Genomic DNA, 14,337 nt, shown 5'->3' with positions numbered 1-14,337 from the left:
TGATAAAATAACCCAAAAATGTCACAAAATTTTTTTCATTTTAAACGCATAAATTCTTAATCAAAAAAGCCTTTATCTAGCCTTATTACCACTAAATTTAGCCCTTTTATATCAAAATGTTTTTTATTTATAACTATCATAAATTTATACCCACTTGTGACATAAATTTTCTTAAGTTTATCTATCAAATTTTGCAAATTTTCATCTCTTTTTCTATAAATTTTAGCTAGTAGTGACATAAATTTATCACTACTTTTAAGATACTATTAGATAAAAATATTAATTTTGCTATTTTGAATTTATGCTTTTTCGCTCTTGGCGACTAATATATACCCACTCTCGCTGATGTTTTTAAATTTAACTCCAAGCTCGCGTTTTAGGCGCAGCACGACATTTTGTATCGCAGCCTTGCTTACTTCTGTGCTCTCATAGACAAACTCCTCTATCATCTCGTAAGTCACGAGTTTATTTAGGTTGTAAGCAAATAGCCAAAATATCTTATTTTGCAAAAAGCTAAGGTATAGCTCATTGCCGTTTTTATAAATTTTCTCTCTTTTTAAATTTATACTCACCTCATCACTTAAGCGCACTAGCTTCTCATCTCGCTCGAAGCTTAGGCTTATCAGCATCGATCTAAGATCCTTTATATCGATAGGTTTTTTCAAAAACAAGGTCGCCCCCTGCTCATAGCTCTTGATCAAATTTTCATCGCTGTCGTATGAAGTAAAGACGATAAATTTCTGATGAGGCTTTAGCTTTTTTATCTCATTCATCATCTCAAAGCCATTTAGCACTGGCATGTGAATGTCGCTCATCACGATGTCAAAGCCCTGTTTTTTAAATTTCTCCAGCCCATCTTGTCCATCTTTTGCACCTACGACCTGACCACAGTATGGCTTAAGTCCAGTGATGATGAGCTCCCTTGCCATCTCGTCATCCTCAGCTACTAAGATAGATACTTTTTTTAAAATTTCTAACGCCTCTTGCATCTTTTAACCCTTTAAATTCCTCTCAAAGCTTAGCTCAAAAATAGTTGGCTTTAGGTTGTGCGCAAGCGTGATGTCGCCATTTAGCTTCTCACGCGCGAGCTTTTTAGCAAAGTAAAGTCCTATGCCATTTCCTTGCTTTTTAGTCGTGTTTAGCCAGGTAAAAATTTTCTTACTCATCTCGTAGCTCACGCCGCCACCATTATCATAAACGTCGATGTAGCACTTATCTTCAAAGCTTCTAAATTTAAGCTCTATCACGCGTTTTAGCGGCTCATCTTTGTAGCTTTCAACGAGTGAATCCTTTGCGTTGTGGATTAGGATTAGCAAAATTTGCTGGATGATGTTTTCTATCTGACAGACCTTCATCTCTTCAAAACCGCTAAATTTCACGCTCACATTTGCACGGCTAAGCTCTGTGTGCATAAGTGTTATTAAATTTCTAACGCTTGTTTGGATCTCAAATTCGCTAACATTTTCAGCGCTTTTGTAAAAATTTCTAAAAATTTCGATTGTTTTTGAAAGTAGCTCGATCGAGCTTTGCCCTTTTTCTAGTAAATTTAAAAGCTCCTCATCGCTTAGCTTGCCCTCTTTTTTTAGCATTATCGCCGAGCTTAGCATCAGTTTTAGCGAATTTACTGGCTGGATAAACTGATGACTTATGCCACTTATAAGCTCCCCAGCCTCGCTCATCTTAGCTCTGTGCGCTAGCAAGGTCTCGTACTCGTCTTGCACCTTTTTTATCTTGTTATACATGAAGTTGTGCAGGCTGTTTGCCAAAAATGCAAGTGCCACAAAGGCAAAGAGTAAATTTAGGGCGTTTTTTAGCGCCTCTCTTGTCATGGCTAAAATTTCTTCTTCGTTGTTTGTGCCAGCTCCGATAAACCAGTTCATCGTCGGTATCTCGGCTACTTGGATCAAATTTTGCCCTATCTTTAGGCTAGTGATATCCTCATCTTTTAAAAATAGCTCCTTAAATTTCTCCTCGATCTCTCTTTTTAGCGTTATATCAGCCATCGATGTGAGGATCTCGCCGCTGTGAGTTACTAAAAATGAGTAAGAATTTGGCGCAAGGCTAAAGTTTTTGATGCTATCAAAGATAGTGCCTATGCGCACGACGCCGCAAAGTGCCGCCTCAAATTTATCATCCTTTTCAACTGGCACGCATAAATTTAAAGTTGAGTCTTTTAAAATTTTGTGATTTTGCATGAAATTTACGCTTGGGGCATTTGTGTTTTTTGTCTCGACATACCAGATAAGCCCTGCTCGCTCACGCTTTGACATCACCTCTTCTGATATCTTTTGCCCATCTACAAATATCTCGCCATCCTCTCTTAGAAGCTGCATGAGATCAAATTCTTTTGCATTTTCTTTAAAGAGCTTTATAAAATTTGCCACCCTAGTATCGTCATCAATGATATTAGAGTTTTGGATAAATTTTGACGCACGGATGAGTGAATTTAAGCGCTCATCAAGCCAAATTTGAAAGTTGCTAACGATGTTTTTACTAACTGCGATGTTGTTTTTATCAGATAGCTCGATGATCTTTTCTTTTGCTTTGTTGTAGCTGTTTAGCCCAAGAAGCACGACAAAGAGACTTGCTAGCAAGATGATCGCATAAATTTTAATATTTTGTGATTTTAAATTAATACCCATGCGCGCAGTATATCCTAAGTTAGCCCAAAAATAGGGCTAACTAAAATTTATTTCGTAAAAGATAAGAGCTTTGAAACAAGCATAAGTGCAAGCACAACAAAGCAAACGCCAAAACCAAGCAGCGTGCAATCCGCCATCGACATAAATTTAGAAGACGGCACAAGATACCAGCCATCTGCGTAAAGATCCACTATGCTCTTTTGCAAATCACTTAGCACCGTGCCATCAGGCACCATAGGGCTGTCATAGCCACAATCACCTGTCGGCATAAACCAGTCAGGCGCCCACTTCTCAAGTGGCAAGCCAAATGGATAGTGTGGCTCAGTCGAGCAGCCCTGCACGCCAAATGGATCATCGCCATGCACCGCGTCGTGGATTTTGGCTAGCTTCACGCTATACATTATGCCCTGCACCGCTCCCCAAAATGCAAAGACATAGCCAACTAGGGCAAAGAGCAAATTTTTAGGATTTATGATAGCGATCACGCCACCAAGCGCCATACACAAAAAGGCAAAACGTATATAGACGCACTGCTCGCAAGGCGGCATATAAGCGTAGTTTTGAAAGAGCGAGTGCGCTATAACGACAAGCGCGACGCTTACAAAGACTAAGATCGCCCAAGAGATGCGTGAGTCTTGAAATTTAGCCATTTTTTTAAAAAAGCTCATGTGGCGCCTTATTTTTTAAGTAGCTCTTCGATGAGTGCTGCCATGCCGTCAAGCGAGCTGATTGATTTTGTCATGATGAGATATTTGCCATTTACGACAAATGCTGGCACGCCTTGAATTTTAGCCACATCATAGCTCTCATCCCACTTTTTAAGTAGCTCAGTCACTTTTGGATTAGCTAGCTCTTTTTCGTAGTCTGCTTTGCTAACGCCAGCAGCCTCAAGTCCAGTCTTTAAAAAGCCCTCAACGTCTTTGCCATCGCCCCAGCGCTCTTTTTTGTCGTGATAAGCTTTGTAGTAGGCAAATTTAGCCTTTTTAAATAGCGAATTTTCATCAAACAAGCTCACTCCTTTTGCCTCGTCCATAACGATAAGTACGGCAAAGACCTTGCTCGCAACCTCGCCGTAATCGCCCTTTGTCTTTAGGTGAAATGGCTCGTATTTTAGTCCAGGGATTTTCTCAACTACCTTTGGAGTGACGCTCTTGTCGTATTTATAGCAAAATGGGCAAGCGTAGCTAAAAATTTTAACTAACGTGTTTTGTCCCACACTTAGTGGCTTTTCAAGCTTGACGTAGTCCTCGCCCTCGCTAAATGCGCTCGCACTGATCGCACCAGCAACGGCAACGGCAAAGATAGCCTTACTAAATTTAGATAGAAAACTCATAATATTCTCCTTTGGATGATTTATTTTGAGTTATTCTACAACCAAGCTCAACCGCACTTTTAACGCTAGAATAAATTTTGGCTGAAATTTATCTTTTTTAAATTTATGATGATGGGTTTGGTGATTTTGTTTTTTTGTTAAATTTATAAAAATAATATACGTTATCAATAAAAATTATTATTTACATATTTTAATTATTTGGTTATAATCCGCTCAAATTTTATCAAAATAGGAGTCAAAATGAGACAGTACGAAACATACAAATGCGAGAAATGCGGCAACGAGATCGAAGTTCAAAAAGTTGGCGGTGGCACATTAACCTGTTGCGGCGAAGAGATGAAATGCATCACTGAAAATTTAACAGCAGTAAATTTAATGAAGGCATTTGCTGGCGAGTCACAAGCTAGAAACAAGTATGAGCTTTACGGCGACCTAGCTAAAGAAGCAGGCTATCACGCGATAGCTAGACACTTTTACGAGGCAGCTGAAAACGAGAAATGGCACGCAAGGGCTGAATTTAAGAAATATCACGAGATGATGAACGATCCGATCGATAAGATGGATAAAAATTTACTTGACGCTGCAGCTGGCGAAAACTACGAGCATACGACGATGTATCCAGACTTTGCAAAGATCGCAAAAGAAGAAGAGCTAAGAGATGTTGAAAGGCTATTTAACGCGATCGGTAAGGTTGAAGTTGAGCATGAAAGGGAGTATTTAGAGCTTAAAAAGATGCTTGATGAAGAGGGCTTTTTTGAGAGTGACGAAGAGGATATCTGGGTTTGCGAGGTGTGCGGACACGTTCATAGAGGCAAAAAAGCTCCAGGCGCTTGCCCACTTTGCAAAGCTCCAAAAGAGTATTTTAAACGCGAATTCTTAGGCTAAAAAGCCAAAAATTTAGCCAAGGCGCTTGTCTTGGCTAAATTTAATAAATTTAAATCTATTTAAAATAAAAAAGTTATATAATCTCTTCAAATTTTCACAAGGAGAAAGAGATGAAAAAATCACTTTTAGTTTTAGCTACTCTTGGCTTTGCACTAAGCCTAAACGCTGCAGATCTTACAGATACTTGCAAATCTTACTTCTCAGACATCGACAAAATGGTCGAAGCTTACAAAAAAGCTGGTCAAGAGCAACAAGTAAAAATGTATGAAGATCAAAAGAAACAATCAATGGATCAACTAGCTTCTTTACCAAAAGAGCAACAAGACGCTACTTGCAAACAAGCTAAAGAGATGTTTGCTCAAGTAATGGATCAAATGAAAAAACAAGGTCTTTTAAAATAAACCTTCACGTGGCTAGGCTCTCTAGCCACTCTTTAAATTTACTTCTCACTTTTACATATCAAATTTGCTAGTTTTGCAGCCAGTGGCGCTATGAAAAATATCACAGGATAGGCGACCATAAAGGCTTTTAGATAAGCTGCTAACCAAATTTGCACAAAGCCGTCAATAAAGCCTAGGTTAAAATATGTCAACATAAAGGACATTATAAGCGCCATAAATGCTGACATTATAAACGCAAAAACATATCTATAAAATTTCGCTGGTATCATGAAATTTTACCTATCAGCTCCTCTAGCCTCTTTGCATGATCAAGCGCCTTTTGCCTCATCAAAGCAAGCTTTGCCTCATCGTGCCTACTCTGATACGATAGCCCTCCGCTATAAACATAGCCTGCAAACTCCATGCCACACATATTTGCTAGCGCCTTAAGTGGCGGCAAAAACTCCTCTATCTCATAGCGCTGAAGCGCCTCTTTTTTATAAAGCTCCTCAGGCGCGCCAGAGGTAAATGAAAGCACCAGCTTTTTGCCATGTAGCTTATCTCCCTTGCTACCGTGAGAGAAGCCATGAACTAGCACATCTTCAAGCCACTTTTGTAAAAGTGATGGCACGCCGTACCAGAAAAATGGATAAACAAGCACGATCACATCAGCTTTTACTAGCTTTTCTTGCTCAGCTTTTACATCGATAGCGTAGTTTTTATAAAGCTCACTTAGTATGTCAAATTTAGCCTCTGGCAGGTGCTTTTTTAGCTCGCCCAAGATGATCTTATTTGCAAAGGAATTTTCAAGGTCGGTGTGACCTGATACGACTAAAATTTCACTCATTTTTGCCCCTTAAATTTACTTGCAAACAAAGCTACTTGCCTTGCTGGTATCGCCACTCTCACTCCACAGCGCATCTATCATCTCGTTGTTTAAAATTTTCAAATCTTTTAAACTCTCACATCCTGCCTTATCAAGGGCAAAAGCCGTGCTGCCAATGAGTGCCAGTGCGCAAAAAAGTGAAATTTTCTTCATAAATCTCCTAAAATTTTACCTTGCTAAATGAGGTCTCGTTTTTTAGGCCAAAGCCGTCAAATTCCTCTATCAGCCCAGCTCGCTCTTTGGCGTAGGCTTTGTAGTTTTCGCTGTGGCGGTAGCTTTCAAAGCTAGCTTCGTCTTTGTAAATTTCAACCAGCACCCACTTATTAGGTGCCTCTTTTTGGCTAAAGGCAAACTGCGCGTAAGCACCCTCATCTACGCTTTTTTGCATATATTTTTTGATGATCTTTTCAAATTTCACATCGCTCTTTGCTAAAAGGCTTAAATTTGTGATGTGAAAGTAGGCATCTTTTAGGCGCTCTGGCGTTAAATTTTTTGAAAACGCAGCTCGTTTTTTCACGTTTATAGCCTTTTTACTAGCCAAAATTTCAGCGCTCGCACTTGCAAATTTCTTATAGTGCACCGAGCTTATATGCTTTTTATAAGCCACCTCGTCCTTGTAAAACTCAAACAGGTAAAATAGCTCTGGCTTGCTCTTTGCGCTCGCAAAAAAGATCGCCTGCGTGCCTGATTCGCTCTTTGAGCTTAGTATATTTTCCCTGCCAAGCTGTCTCAGCAAGCTCTTATTATTTGGCGTTGAAAGCAGCTCCTGTAAGCTCACTTTCGCCTCCGCCCCAAAGGCAAAAGCTGCCAAAACCGCTAGTAAAAATAGCTTTTTAAACATCAAATCTCCTTAAATTTATCTCTTCTCAACTCTTTTTATCCAAGCAAAAAGCTCGTCTAGATCGTAGTCGCCACCGTGTCCTTGCCCCCAGACCGCTTCAAAATCAACCTCTTTGCCAGCATTTTTAAGAGAGAGCGCGAGCATAGCAGGTACGGCAAGGGCTAGGTCGGTGTCGTTTGTGCCCTGCCTTATGCGGTAAAATTTCGCTCCATTTTTGTTTGCGGTGTAGTTCATCGCATTCATCATCTTTATGACGCTAGCCTCTGCCATCTGGCCGCCACTTCGCTCTTTTGCAAATTTAGTAAAGTGCTTTGCAGGCGTTTTGCTATCGCCAAAGAGGTCGTTTTCAGGATTTTCAAGAGCTAGGCCGTCAAAGGCAACCACCGCTTTGGCGCGTTTTAGCGAGGCGATGAAGTCTTCAAGCTTAAAGGTATATCCAAGCGAGCAGCCCTGCGTATCAAGGGTGATAAATTTAGGTGTGAGCGTGCTTTTGTCGCTGCTTTTTGTAGCGGTAAAAGCCCTTGAGATGAGAGCGCTTATATACTCTTTGAAGCTGCCCTCGCCATTTTCATCAAGGCTTAGTGCGTGGCCTTTGGCGTCTTTTAAATTTAGCGAGTTTAGATAGGCTGGGAATTTACTCTTTAGCTCGTGTGAGAGCTCTTTTTGCGTGGCGTTTAGCTCGCCTGTGATCATCTTTGGCTTTTTGCTCCTGTCATTAAAGCTAGCCGCATCAAGACTTGCAAAATCAATCCTTTCAAATTTATCCAAATCCCCAAACATCCACTCATACGCCTCGTCTTCATGCTCTAAATTTGTAACAGGGCAGTAGGCTGAGACGGCATAAATTTGATCGTCCGCCTTTGCAGCGCCTAGCTCTTTAAGATATGGCTCATACTCTTTTGCATTTGCGCTTACTCCTAGAAGTGCTGACATCGCGCCGCCTGCGCTCGTGCCGTTTGAGATGATCTTGTTTGCGTCGCCTGGCATAAATTTGTCGTTAAATTTAAGATATCTAACGGCCGCTTTTAGATCGACTATCACAGCTGGTGCTTTGCCGATAAATTTCTCGCCATCTTTTAGCGTCCTGCCCCTAGCGCCAACGCTTGCCACGACGTAGCCTCTAAGAAGCGCTTCAAGAGTGGCATTTGGTTTTTCGTTTTGGATTTCTGGCTTTGAAGGCTTTGCGCTCATGTAGCCACCGATCGCGTTTGGCATAAAGATAGCCGTAGTTTTATCGTCAAATTTACCCTCTGGCACATAGAAATTTAAGACCTCGTAGTCGCTAGCTGGCTTTGCCACATAGACTATGCCCTCGTAAGCTCTAAATTTAAGCGTCCTCTCACCAATTTGCACGCTTTTTAGCTCAAATTTTTTTTCATCAAATTTAAGTTCGCCCCCAAAGCAAGCGCCTACCAAACAAACCCCTAAAATAGCAACTCTAACGCATTTCATGATCTACCTTTTTATTTTGTCCTACTTTTGCTTTAACGCCTAGTTATCTTTTGGCTTATACTTGATCGCATAGTCAAATTTTGGCTTACTTAGGCTAAACTCAAAGCTATCTCTATCGACCGAGCCAACGCAGTAATGGCTATCATAAAGGCGAAGCAAAAACTCCGCCATCTGCTCGCTCGTGTGGTACTTTTTAAACGCCTTGTCGTAGTCGTAGCTCTCTTTGCTAGTTGCCACCATGCCAAATTCTGTCTTTGTGGCAGCTGGGGCCAGCACTTTTGCTTGCATCTTTGCCTGCTTGTCCTGTGCTAGCTCGTGGTAAAGCCCCTCGCTAAAGGCACTTACGAAAAATTTGCTAGCGCAGTATGTGACGGCGTTTGGCACGATCTTGTAGCCGCCTATCGAAGAGATGTTTATAAGCTGTGTATCTTTGTCTTTATATTTTTTCGTAAAGAGTGTTGAGAGCGTCACAAGCGAGATGATGTTTAAATTTATCATCTGCGTGATCTTGTCTAAATTTTGCTCGCCGACCTTGTTATAGTCGCCAAAGCCAGCGTTGTTTATAAGCGCTTTTAGCTCAAATTTTTCTAAATCACGCCAAAGCAAGATGGCATTTTCTTGCTTTGAGAGATCGCAAAGCTCTATCACGACATCGACATTTGCAAATTTAGCTATCTCGCTTTTTAAATTTTCTAAAAGCTCGCCCCGCCTTGCGATAAGGATCAAATTCTCCCCGCGTCTTGCAAATGCCTTTGCCGCGGCCGCTCCTATGCCTGAGCTTGCTCCAGTGATCACTATATATTTTTTCATTTTGTAAATTCCTCCGGATTATAAATTTTCACACCGTCGCTGTGGTCATCTTGTGCTACTTGCACGATCACTTTAGCGATATCAGCCGCCCTCATCGGACGATACTCGTCAAAAAAGCCTTTTGGGATAAATTTAAACGCCTTTATCGCTAGATACTCGCCAAGTCTAAATTCCTTTCTCTCAGCCTCGATAAGTGGCAGCCTAGCGATGTGAAATGAGCTATATCCAAGCTCTTTTATCTTTGCTTCTGCTTGACCTTTTGCCTTTAGGTAAAATGAGCCTGACTTTCTGTTTGCCCCTGCAGCTGAGAGCAAAATAAAGCGTTTTGCGCCACACTCCAAGCCAAATTTGGCGAAATTTATCGGATAGGTCACATCGACTTTGTAAAACTGCTCTTTGTGCTTTGCGGCTTTCATAGTCGTGCCAAGCGCGCAAAAAACGTCATCAGCGATAAATGGCACCTCATCTTTAAAATCATCAAAATTTACTATCTTTACTTCAAGCTTTTCATGGGTAAATTCTAGCTCATGCCTAACGAGGGCGACCACCTTGTTATAGTGCTCACTCCCACATAAATCTTTTAAAATTTCACTTCCTACAGCGCCGCTGGCTCCTGCTATAAGGGCGACCTTTTTCATGTTTATCCTTTATAAATTTTGGATAAATTCTATCTCGCTAAGGCAAAAATTTCGCTTATAGCCTCTTTTGTATAAATTTGCTCCAAGCCCCTGCCCTTAGCGTAGTCATAAACTAACGCCATGATCTCGTCTAAATTTGACTCATCAACGCCGATCTCTATAAGGCTTGTTGGTGTGCCGATCTTACTAAACCACTCTTTTAGCTTTTTAATAGCCTCGTCTGCGTCATCCACGCCAAAAATTTCTTTGCCAAAGCGCTTAAATGCCTTTAAATTTCTACTCTTATACCACTTCATCCAAGCTGGCATAACGACACTTAGCCCAGCCCCATGCGCGCAATCAACCACCGCACCTATGGCGTGCTCGATCATGTGGTTTGGATAAGAGTAGCCAGCCGTGCCAACGTAAGTTAGGCCATTTAGCGCCATCGTCGCAGCCCAGGCAAACTCGCTTCTAGCGCCATAGTTTTCTGGCTCTTTTAGTAAAATTTCAGTCGTTTTCATGACCGTTTTGATGTTTGCTTCGATGTATAAATTTATGATCTCAGGCTGGATACTCGCCGTAAAGTAGCCCTCGATGCTGTGAGCGATGATGTCTGAGGCTGAATAGACCAAGTACTCCTTGCTAACGCTTGCTTGAAGAAGTGGGTTTATCACCGACACTTTTGGGTAAAGACAAGCGCCGTGCATGGCAAATTTCTCTTTTGTGGCTTCGTTTGTGACGACTGCGCCGCCGTTCATCTCTGAGCCAGTTGCAGCAAGCGTTATGATGTCAAAGATCATAAGCGCTTCTTTTGGGCTTTTTCCAGTAAAAAAGTCCCAAACGTCGCCGTTATATTTTACTCCAGCAGCTACGGCTTTGGCACTATCAAGCACCGAGCCACCGCCTATGGCTAGCACGCTATCGACGCCCTCTTTTTTAGCTAAATTTATAGCCTCATTTACCTTGCTTAGCACTGGGTTTGACTTCACGCCACCTATCTTGCAAAACTCGATGCCATTTGCGCTTAGGCTCTTTGTGGCAACGTCAAAAAGTCCGTTTTTCATGATCCTGTCGCTGCCATAGATGATGAGCGTCTTTTTTGCGCCAAATTCTTTCATATATTTGCCGATGTTTTGCTCTTTGTCTTTGCCAAATTCTATTTTAGTAGGGTTTAAAAAGCTGAAATTTTGCATAGTTTTCTCCTTATTTGATTTTGTGATTTGGGGTAAATTTTAGTTAAATTTTCTTATTTTTAGCTATTTTTAGTCTTTGCTAAATTTAGAAATTTCTTAGTCTGATAGGTAGTTTTGATGTGATCTTATCTGGATCGAAGCTGTTTTTTGGATCGCCTAAGCCTCCAAAATTTTCGCCAGTGTTAAAGAATTTTTGTAAAAAGTAGTCGCCTCTATACCCAAGTTCAAAAAGTAGTTCAGACATTTCGCTGATATCTTTTTCGCTTAGCAAGTCCGCATGCACGGTCGTTCTAACTTCAAATTTAAAATTTATCTCTATGAGATATTTTAGCGTGGCGGCAAATTTCTCATATAAATTTGAGCCAGTGATGCCTATAAATTTCTCTTTTGGAGCTTTAAAATCAAGCGCGATGTAGTCAATCAGCCCCTCATCTATCGCCTCTTTCAAGACGTCACGATACGAGCCGTTGGTATCTACTTTTAAGCTAAAGCCGCGCGCCTTTACCTCGCGTGCTAGACGCATAAACAGAGGGTTTGCTGTGCATTCGCCACCGCTAAAGACTATGCCATTTAGCTTGCCGACCCTGCGGTCTAAAAAGTCGCAAACTTCACTAAAGCTTATAGTGCCATTTGACTTTACGACCTCGATATTGTAGCAGTATCCGCAGCGCATATTACACCCAGCAAACCAAATGACAGCTGCCACTTTGTCTGGGTAGTCAAGCGTCGTAAATGGCGTTATACTAAAGACTTTTTGCAAGTTTTTGACCCTTTTTAAACTAAAAGGCACAATGGCGTGCCTTTGGTTTGCATTTTAGTTTATTTTTTTAAATTTATTATTGTTTTTAGGCAAGAAATTTATCTCTTGCAGCAACTTGCGTATTCGTCAAATTTAACACGCTCTTTGTGCTCGCCTTTTTTACCGAGATTAAAGCTCTCAACTGGTCTGTGATAGCCCATAACACGAGTATAAACCACGCATCTTGTGCGTTTGTCTTGCACTTTTTCTAAGATTTCTTTTTCTGTCATTTTCTCTCCTTATTTGGATTTTTTCTTCTCATTTTCTATAAGCTCTGCATCACAAAGTGGGCAAAACTCATGCTCGCCAGCTATGTAGCCATGCTTTGCGCAGACGCTAAAGACTGGCGTTATCGTGATGTATGGGAGTTTGTAGTTTGAGATTATACTCTTTACAAGCTCTTTGCAAGCTTTAGCCGAGCTGATGCGCTCTTTCATATATAGGTGAAAGACGGTGCCGCCAGTGTAGGCGCTTTGTAGCTCATCTTGCAGATCAAGCGCTTCGTAAGCGTCGTCTGTGAAATTTGCAGGTAGCTGGGTTGAGTTTGTGTAGTAGATATTATCGCCCTCGCCTGCTTGGATGATGTCTGGATAGCGCTTCTTATCCTCTTTGGCAAAGCGGTAGGTCGTGCCCTCAGCTGGAGTGGCCTCAAGGTTGTATAAATTTCCGCTCTCTTCTTGAAATGTCCTTATCTTATCACGTAAAAAGCCAACCATCTCAAGGGCAAATTCACGTCCAAATTTAGTTGAGATGTTCTCTTTGTCGCCAGTGAAATTTCTAAGTAGCTCATTCATGCCATTTATGCCGATCGTGCTAAAGTGGTTGTTAAAGTGCTTTAGATACCTCGCCGTGTAAGGATAAAGCCCTCTGTCATACATCTCTTGGATAAATTTACGCTTTTTCTCTAGGGTTGATTTAGCTAGGTCTAAAAGGTAGCTTAGTCTATTATAAAGTGCGACCTTATCGCCTTTGTAGTTGTATCCTAGGCGGGCTAAATTTATAGTTACGACGCCTATTGAGCCAGTCATCTCAGCACTTCCAAAAAGACCGCCACCACGCTTTAAAAGCTCTCTTAGATCAAGCTGCAAACGGCAGCACATAGAGCGCACGTGGCCTGGTTTGTAGGCGTTTTCGTTTTCTATCTTGTTGCCATTTTCGTCATAAGTGTATTGTGAGCCGATGAAATTTTGAAAGTAGCTTGAGCCCATTTTTGCGGTGTTTTCAAAGAGCACGTCCGCCACTTCGCTATCCCAGTTAAAATCCTCTGTGATATTTACCGTCGGTATCGGAAATGTAAAAGGCTGCGAGCACTTATCCCCAGCTGTTAAGACCTCGTAAAACGCCTTATCTATGCGTACCATCTCAGGCTCGAAGTCCTTGTAGGTCATATCGATCAAATTTTTCCTGCCACGCTCGTTTGCTTTTTTCAAAATTTTCTCATCTTTTACATTTGTAAAAAGGTGTATATCATCGCTCGTTGGGATCTGATCTCTTAGGTCGCTTGGGCAGGTGATGTCTATGGTTACGTTTGTAAATGGACTTTGTCCCCAGCGCGCAGGCACGTTTAGGTTGAAAATAAAGCTAGTGATCGCCTTTTTGATCTCGGCGTCACTTAGATCGTCTTTAAAAACATAAGGCGCAAGATAGGTGTCAAAGCTAGAAAACGCCTGAGCGCCCGCCCACTCGCTTTGCAAAATTCCTAAGAAATTTGCCATCTGATAAAGCGCCTCTCTAAAGTGCTTTGGCGCCCTGCTCTCGACCCTGCCACGAACGCCGTTAAAGCCCTCGTTTAGCAAAGCTCGCAGGCTCCAGCCAGCACAGTATCCTGTAAGGCAGTCAAGATCGTGGATGTGATAGTCGCCATTTCTGTGAGCTAAACCCTCTTCTTTGCTATAAACAGCGTCTAGCCAGTAGTTTGCTATGACTTTGCCGGCTGTGTTGTTTATAAGCCCTGCGTTTGAGTAGCTCGTGTTTGAGTTTGCAGAAATTCTCCAGTCGGTGCCGTTTATGTACTCATTTATAGTTTGGGTTGAGTTTATATAGGTCGTATCTTCGTTTAGGCCTAAAATTTGCTCGCGTTGGAGCTTGTGGGTGTGGCGGTAGAGCATGAAGCTCTTTAGTACTTCAAAATGTCCGCCGTCAAATAGCTCTTTTTCTATCGCATCTTGGATGTCTTCGACTGTTATCGCACTTGATTTTTGAAAGATATCTTGGACTACATTTGTAAAAACTTGCTCGTCGTAAGCTTTATTTTCGCTGGCAAATGCCTTTTTTATCGCATCTACTATCTTGTATGCTACAAATTCTTGCCTTGTGCCATCTCGTTTTAAAATTTCACGCATCACTTGCTCTTTTCTGATTATTTTTTTGATATGGAGTTTAAAAGTATAGGACAAGAAAACTTAAAAGATAAATAACTATTTTCTTTTGTTTAATAATATTTATCAAAAAATATAAAATTTTAGAGAGTTTTCTTAAGTATATTTTTACGTATTT

At 41.3% G+C, this 14,337-nt stretch carries 16 protein-coding genes and 1 pseudogene; 2 read left to right on the top strand and 15 right to left on the bottom strand.

The features are described 5' to 3' along the window. Positions 1 to 56: 56 nt before the first annotated feature. From F3G98_RS08430 to F3G98_RS08410, 5 genes are read right to left on the bottom strand one after another with little or no spacing between them, the layout of a single operon-like run. The gene (locus F3G98_RS08430; protein ID WP_103608767.1) at positions 57 to 239 is read right to left on the bottom strand and encodes a hypothetical protein; all 183 of its coding nucleotides are present in this window, start codon (positions 237 to 239) and stop codon (positions 57 to 59) included. A gap of 60 nt (positions 240 to 299) precedes the next feature. Next, a complete protein-coding gene (locus F3G98_RS08425) occupies positions 300 to 989 on the bottom strand; it encodes a response regulator transcription factor (RefSeq protein WP_103575861.1) in 690 nt (229 codons plus the stop codon). Between the two features lie 3 nt (positions 990 to 992). Further along, positions 993 to 2,642 (bottom strand): sensor histidine kinase, encoded by a 1,650-nt coding sequence (locus tag F3G98_RS08420; RefSeq protein ID WP_149726021.1) that lies wholly within the window; start codon positions 2,640 to 2,642, stop codon positions 993 to 995. Between the two features lie 47 nt (positions 2,643 to 2,689). Further along, the gene (gene dsbI / locus F3G98_RS08415) at positions 2,690 to 3,310 is read right to left on the bottom strand and encodes a protein-disulfide oxidoreductase DsbI (RefSeq protein WP_149726020.1); all 621 of its coding nucleotides are present in this window, start codon (positions 3,308 to 3,310) and stop codon (positions 2,690 to 2,692) included. 8 nt (positions 3,311 to 3,318) lie between these two features. Beyond that, positions 3,319 to 3,975 (bottom strand): thiol:disulfide interchange protein DsbA/DsbL, encoded by a 657-nt coding sequence (locus F3G98_RS08410; protein ID WP_149726019.1) that lies wholly within the window; start codon positions 3,973 to 3,975, stop codon positions 3,319 to 3,321. 240 nt (positions 3,976 to 4,215) lie between these two features. On the opposite strand from F3G98_RS08410, the gene F3G98_RS08405 reads away from it, so the two are divergent. Next, positions 4,216 to 4,860, top strand: a complete 645-nt coding sequence (locus F3G98_RS08405) for a ferritin family protein (RefSeq protein ID WP_012140636.1) — start codon at positions 4,216 to 4,218, stop codon at positions 4,858 to 4,860. Positions 4,861 to 4,970: 110 nt separating this feature from the next. Then, positions 4,971 to 5,261 carry a DUF5339 domain-containing protein gene (locus tag F3G98_RS08400; RefSeq protein WP_021087009.1) on the top strand — a complete coding sequence of 97 codons (291 nt, stop codon included), beginning with the start codon at positions 4,971 to 4,973 and terminating at the stop codon, positions 5,259 to 5,261. A 38-nt stretch (positions 5,262 to 5,299) separates the two neighbouring features. Here the strand turns inward: F3G98_RS08400 and F3G98_RS08395 are convergent, their stop codons facing one another. The 10 genes and pseudogenes from F3G98_RS08395 to F3G98_RS08350 form a co-directional block, all read right to left on the bottom strand. Further along, a complete protein-coding gene (locus F3G98_RS08395) occupies positions 5,300 to 5,530 on the bottom strand; it encodes a DUF2798 domain-containing protein (RefSeq protein WP_103601220.1) in 231 nt (76 codons plus the stop codon). Further along, a complete protein-coding gene (locus tag F3G98_RS08390; RefSeq protein ID WP_103608763.1) occupies positions 5,527 to 6,087 on the bottom strand; it encodes an NAD(P)H-dependent oxidoreductase in 561 nt (186 codons plus the stop codon). Before F3G98_RS08390 ends, F3G98_RS08395 begins: the two co-directional genes overlap by 4 nt. Before the next feature lie 15 nt (positions 6,088 to 6,102). Continuing rightward, complete coding sequence (locus F3G98_RS10470; protein WP_180999510.1) at positions 6,103 to 6,279, bottom strand: hypothetical protein; 177 nt, start codon at positions 6,277 to 6,279, stop codon at positions 6,103 to 6,105. 7 nt (positions 6,280 to 6,286) lie between these two features. Then, the gene (locus F3G98_RS08385; protein WP_149726018.1) at positions 6,287 to 6,967 is read right to left on the bottom strand and encodes a putative quinol monooxygenase; all 681 of its coding nucleotides are present in this window, start codon (positions 6,965 to 6,967) and stop codon (positions 6,287 to 6,289) included. 15 nt (positions 6,968 to 6,982) lie between these two features. Beyond that, positions 6,983 to 8,419 carry a subtype B tannase gene (locus F3G98_RS08380; protein WP_149726017.1) on the bottom strand — a complete coding sequence of 479 codons (1,437 nt, stop codon included), beginning with the start codon at positions 8,417 to 8,419 and terminating at the stop codon, positions 6,983 to 6,985. A 39-nt stretch (positions 8,420 to 8,458) separates the two neighbouring features. Further along, a complete protein-coding gene (locus tag F3G98_RS08375) occupies positions 8,459 to 9,229 on the bottom strand; it encodes an SDR family NAD(P)-dependent oxidoreductase (protein WP_149726016.1) in 771 nt (256 codons plus the stop codon). Next, positions 9,226 to 9,867: an NAD(P)H-binding protein gene (locus tag F3G98_RS08370; protein ID WP_149726015.1), complete on the bottom strand. Its 642-nt coding sequence runs from the start codon at positions 9,865 to 9,867 to the stop codon at positions 9,226 to 9,228. Before F3G98_RS08370 ends, F3G98_RS08375 begins: the two co-directional genes overlap by 4 nt. 29 nt (positions 9,868 to 9,896) lie before the next feature. Next, positions 9,897 to 11,042 carry an iron-containing alcohol dehydrogenase gene (locus F3G98_RS08365; protein ID WP_149726014.1) on the bottom strand — a complete coding sequence of 382 codons (1,146 nt, stop codon included), beginning with the start codon at positions 11,040 to 11,042 and terminating at the stop codon, positions 9,897 to 9,899. Positions 11,043 to 11,127: 85 nt separating this feature from the next. Further along, the gene (locus F3G98_RS08360; RefSeq protein ID WP_103643087.1) at positions 11,128 to 11,832 is read right to left on the bottom strand and encodes an anaerobic ribonucleoside-triphosphate reductase activating protein; all 705 of its coding nucleotides are present in this window, start codon (positions 11,830 to 11,832) and stop codon (positions 11,128 to 11,130) included. Between the two features lie 68 nt (positions 11,833 to 11,900). Then, positions 11,901 to 14,183 (bottom strand): annotated as a pseudogene (locus tag F3G98_RS08350) (ribonucleoside triphosphate reductase). Between the last annotated feature and the right edge of the window lie 154 nt (positions 14,184 to 14,337).

It is taken from the genome of Campylobacter concisus, assembly GCF_902460895.1.
In the GTDB taxonomy this organism is placed as follows: domain Bacteria; phylum Campylobacterota; class Campylobacteria; order Campylobacterales; family Campylobacteraceae; genus Campylobacter_A; species Campylobacter_A concisus_BC.
The sequence above is the reverse complement of the archived record's forward strand: the minus strand, read 5'-3'. Positions and strand labels throughout refer to the sequence as shown.

Bases quoted from the DNA above. Each gene is read 5' to 3' on its own strand.
- F3G98_RS08365 (WP_149726014.1), bottom strand. From the start codon at position 11,042: ATGCAAAATTTCAGCTTTTTAAACCCTACTAAAATAGAATTTGGCAAA.
- F3G98_RS08425 (WP_103575861.1), bottom strand. From the start codon at position 989: ATGCAAGAGGCGTTAGAAATTTTAAAAAAAGTATCTATCTTAGTAGCT.
- F3G98_RS08390 (WP_103608763.1), bottom strand. From the start codon at position 6,087: ATGAGTGAAATTTTAGTCGTATCAGGTCACACCGACCTTGAAAATTCC.
- F3G98_RS08380 (WP_149726017.1), bottom strand. From the start codon at position 8,419: ATGAAATGCGTTAGAGTTGCTATTTTAGGGGTTTGTTTGGTAGGCGCT.
- F3G98_RS08375 (WP_149726016.1), bottom strand. From the start codon at position 9,229: ATGAAAAAATATATAGTGATCACTGGAGCAAGCTCAGGCATAGGAGCG.
- F3G98_RS08400 (WP_021087009.1), top strand. From the start codon at position 4,971: ATGAAAAAATCACTTTTAGTTTTAGCTACTCTTGGCTTTGCACTAAGC.
- dsbI (WP_149726020.1), bottom strand. From the start codon at position 3,310: ATGAGCTTTTTTAAAAAAATGGCTAAATTTCAAGACTCACGCATCTCT.
- F3G98_RS08420 (WP_149726021.1), bottom strand. From the start codon at position 2,642: ATGGGTATTAATTTAAAATCACAAAATATTAAAATTTATGCGATCATC.
- F3G98_RS08395 (WP_103601220.1), bottom strand. From the start codon at position 5,530: ATGATACCAGCGAAATTTTATAGATATGTTTTTGCGTTTATAATGTCA.
- F3G98_RS10470 (WP_180999510.1), bottom strand. From the start codon at position 6,279: ATGAAGAAAATTTCACTTTTTTGCGCACTGGCACTCATTGGCAGCACG.
- F3G98_RS08430 (WP_103608767.1), bottom strand. From the start codon at position 239: ATGTCACTACTAGCTAAAATTTATAGAAAAAGAGATGAAAATTTGCAA.
- F3G98_RS08405 (WP_012140636.1), top strand. From the start codon at position 4,216: ATGAGACAGTACGAAACATACAAATGCGAGAAATGCGGCAACGAGATC.
- F3G98_RS08410 (WP_149726019.1), bottom strand. From the start codon at position 3,975: ATGAGTTTTCTATCTAAATTTAGTAAGGCTATCTTTGCCGTTGCCGTT.
- F3G98_RS08385 (WP_149726018.1), bottom strand. From the start codon at position 6,967: ATGTTTAAAAAGCTATTTTTACTAGCGGTTTTGGCAGCTTTTGCCTTT.
- F3G98_RS08370 (WP_149726015.1), bottom strand. From the start codon at position 9,867: ATGAAAAAGGTCGCCCTTATAGCAGGAGCCAGCGGCGCTGTAGGAAGT.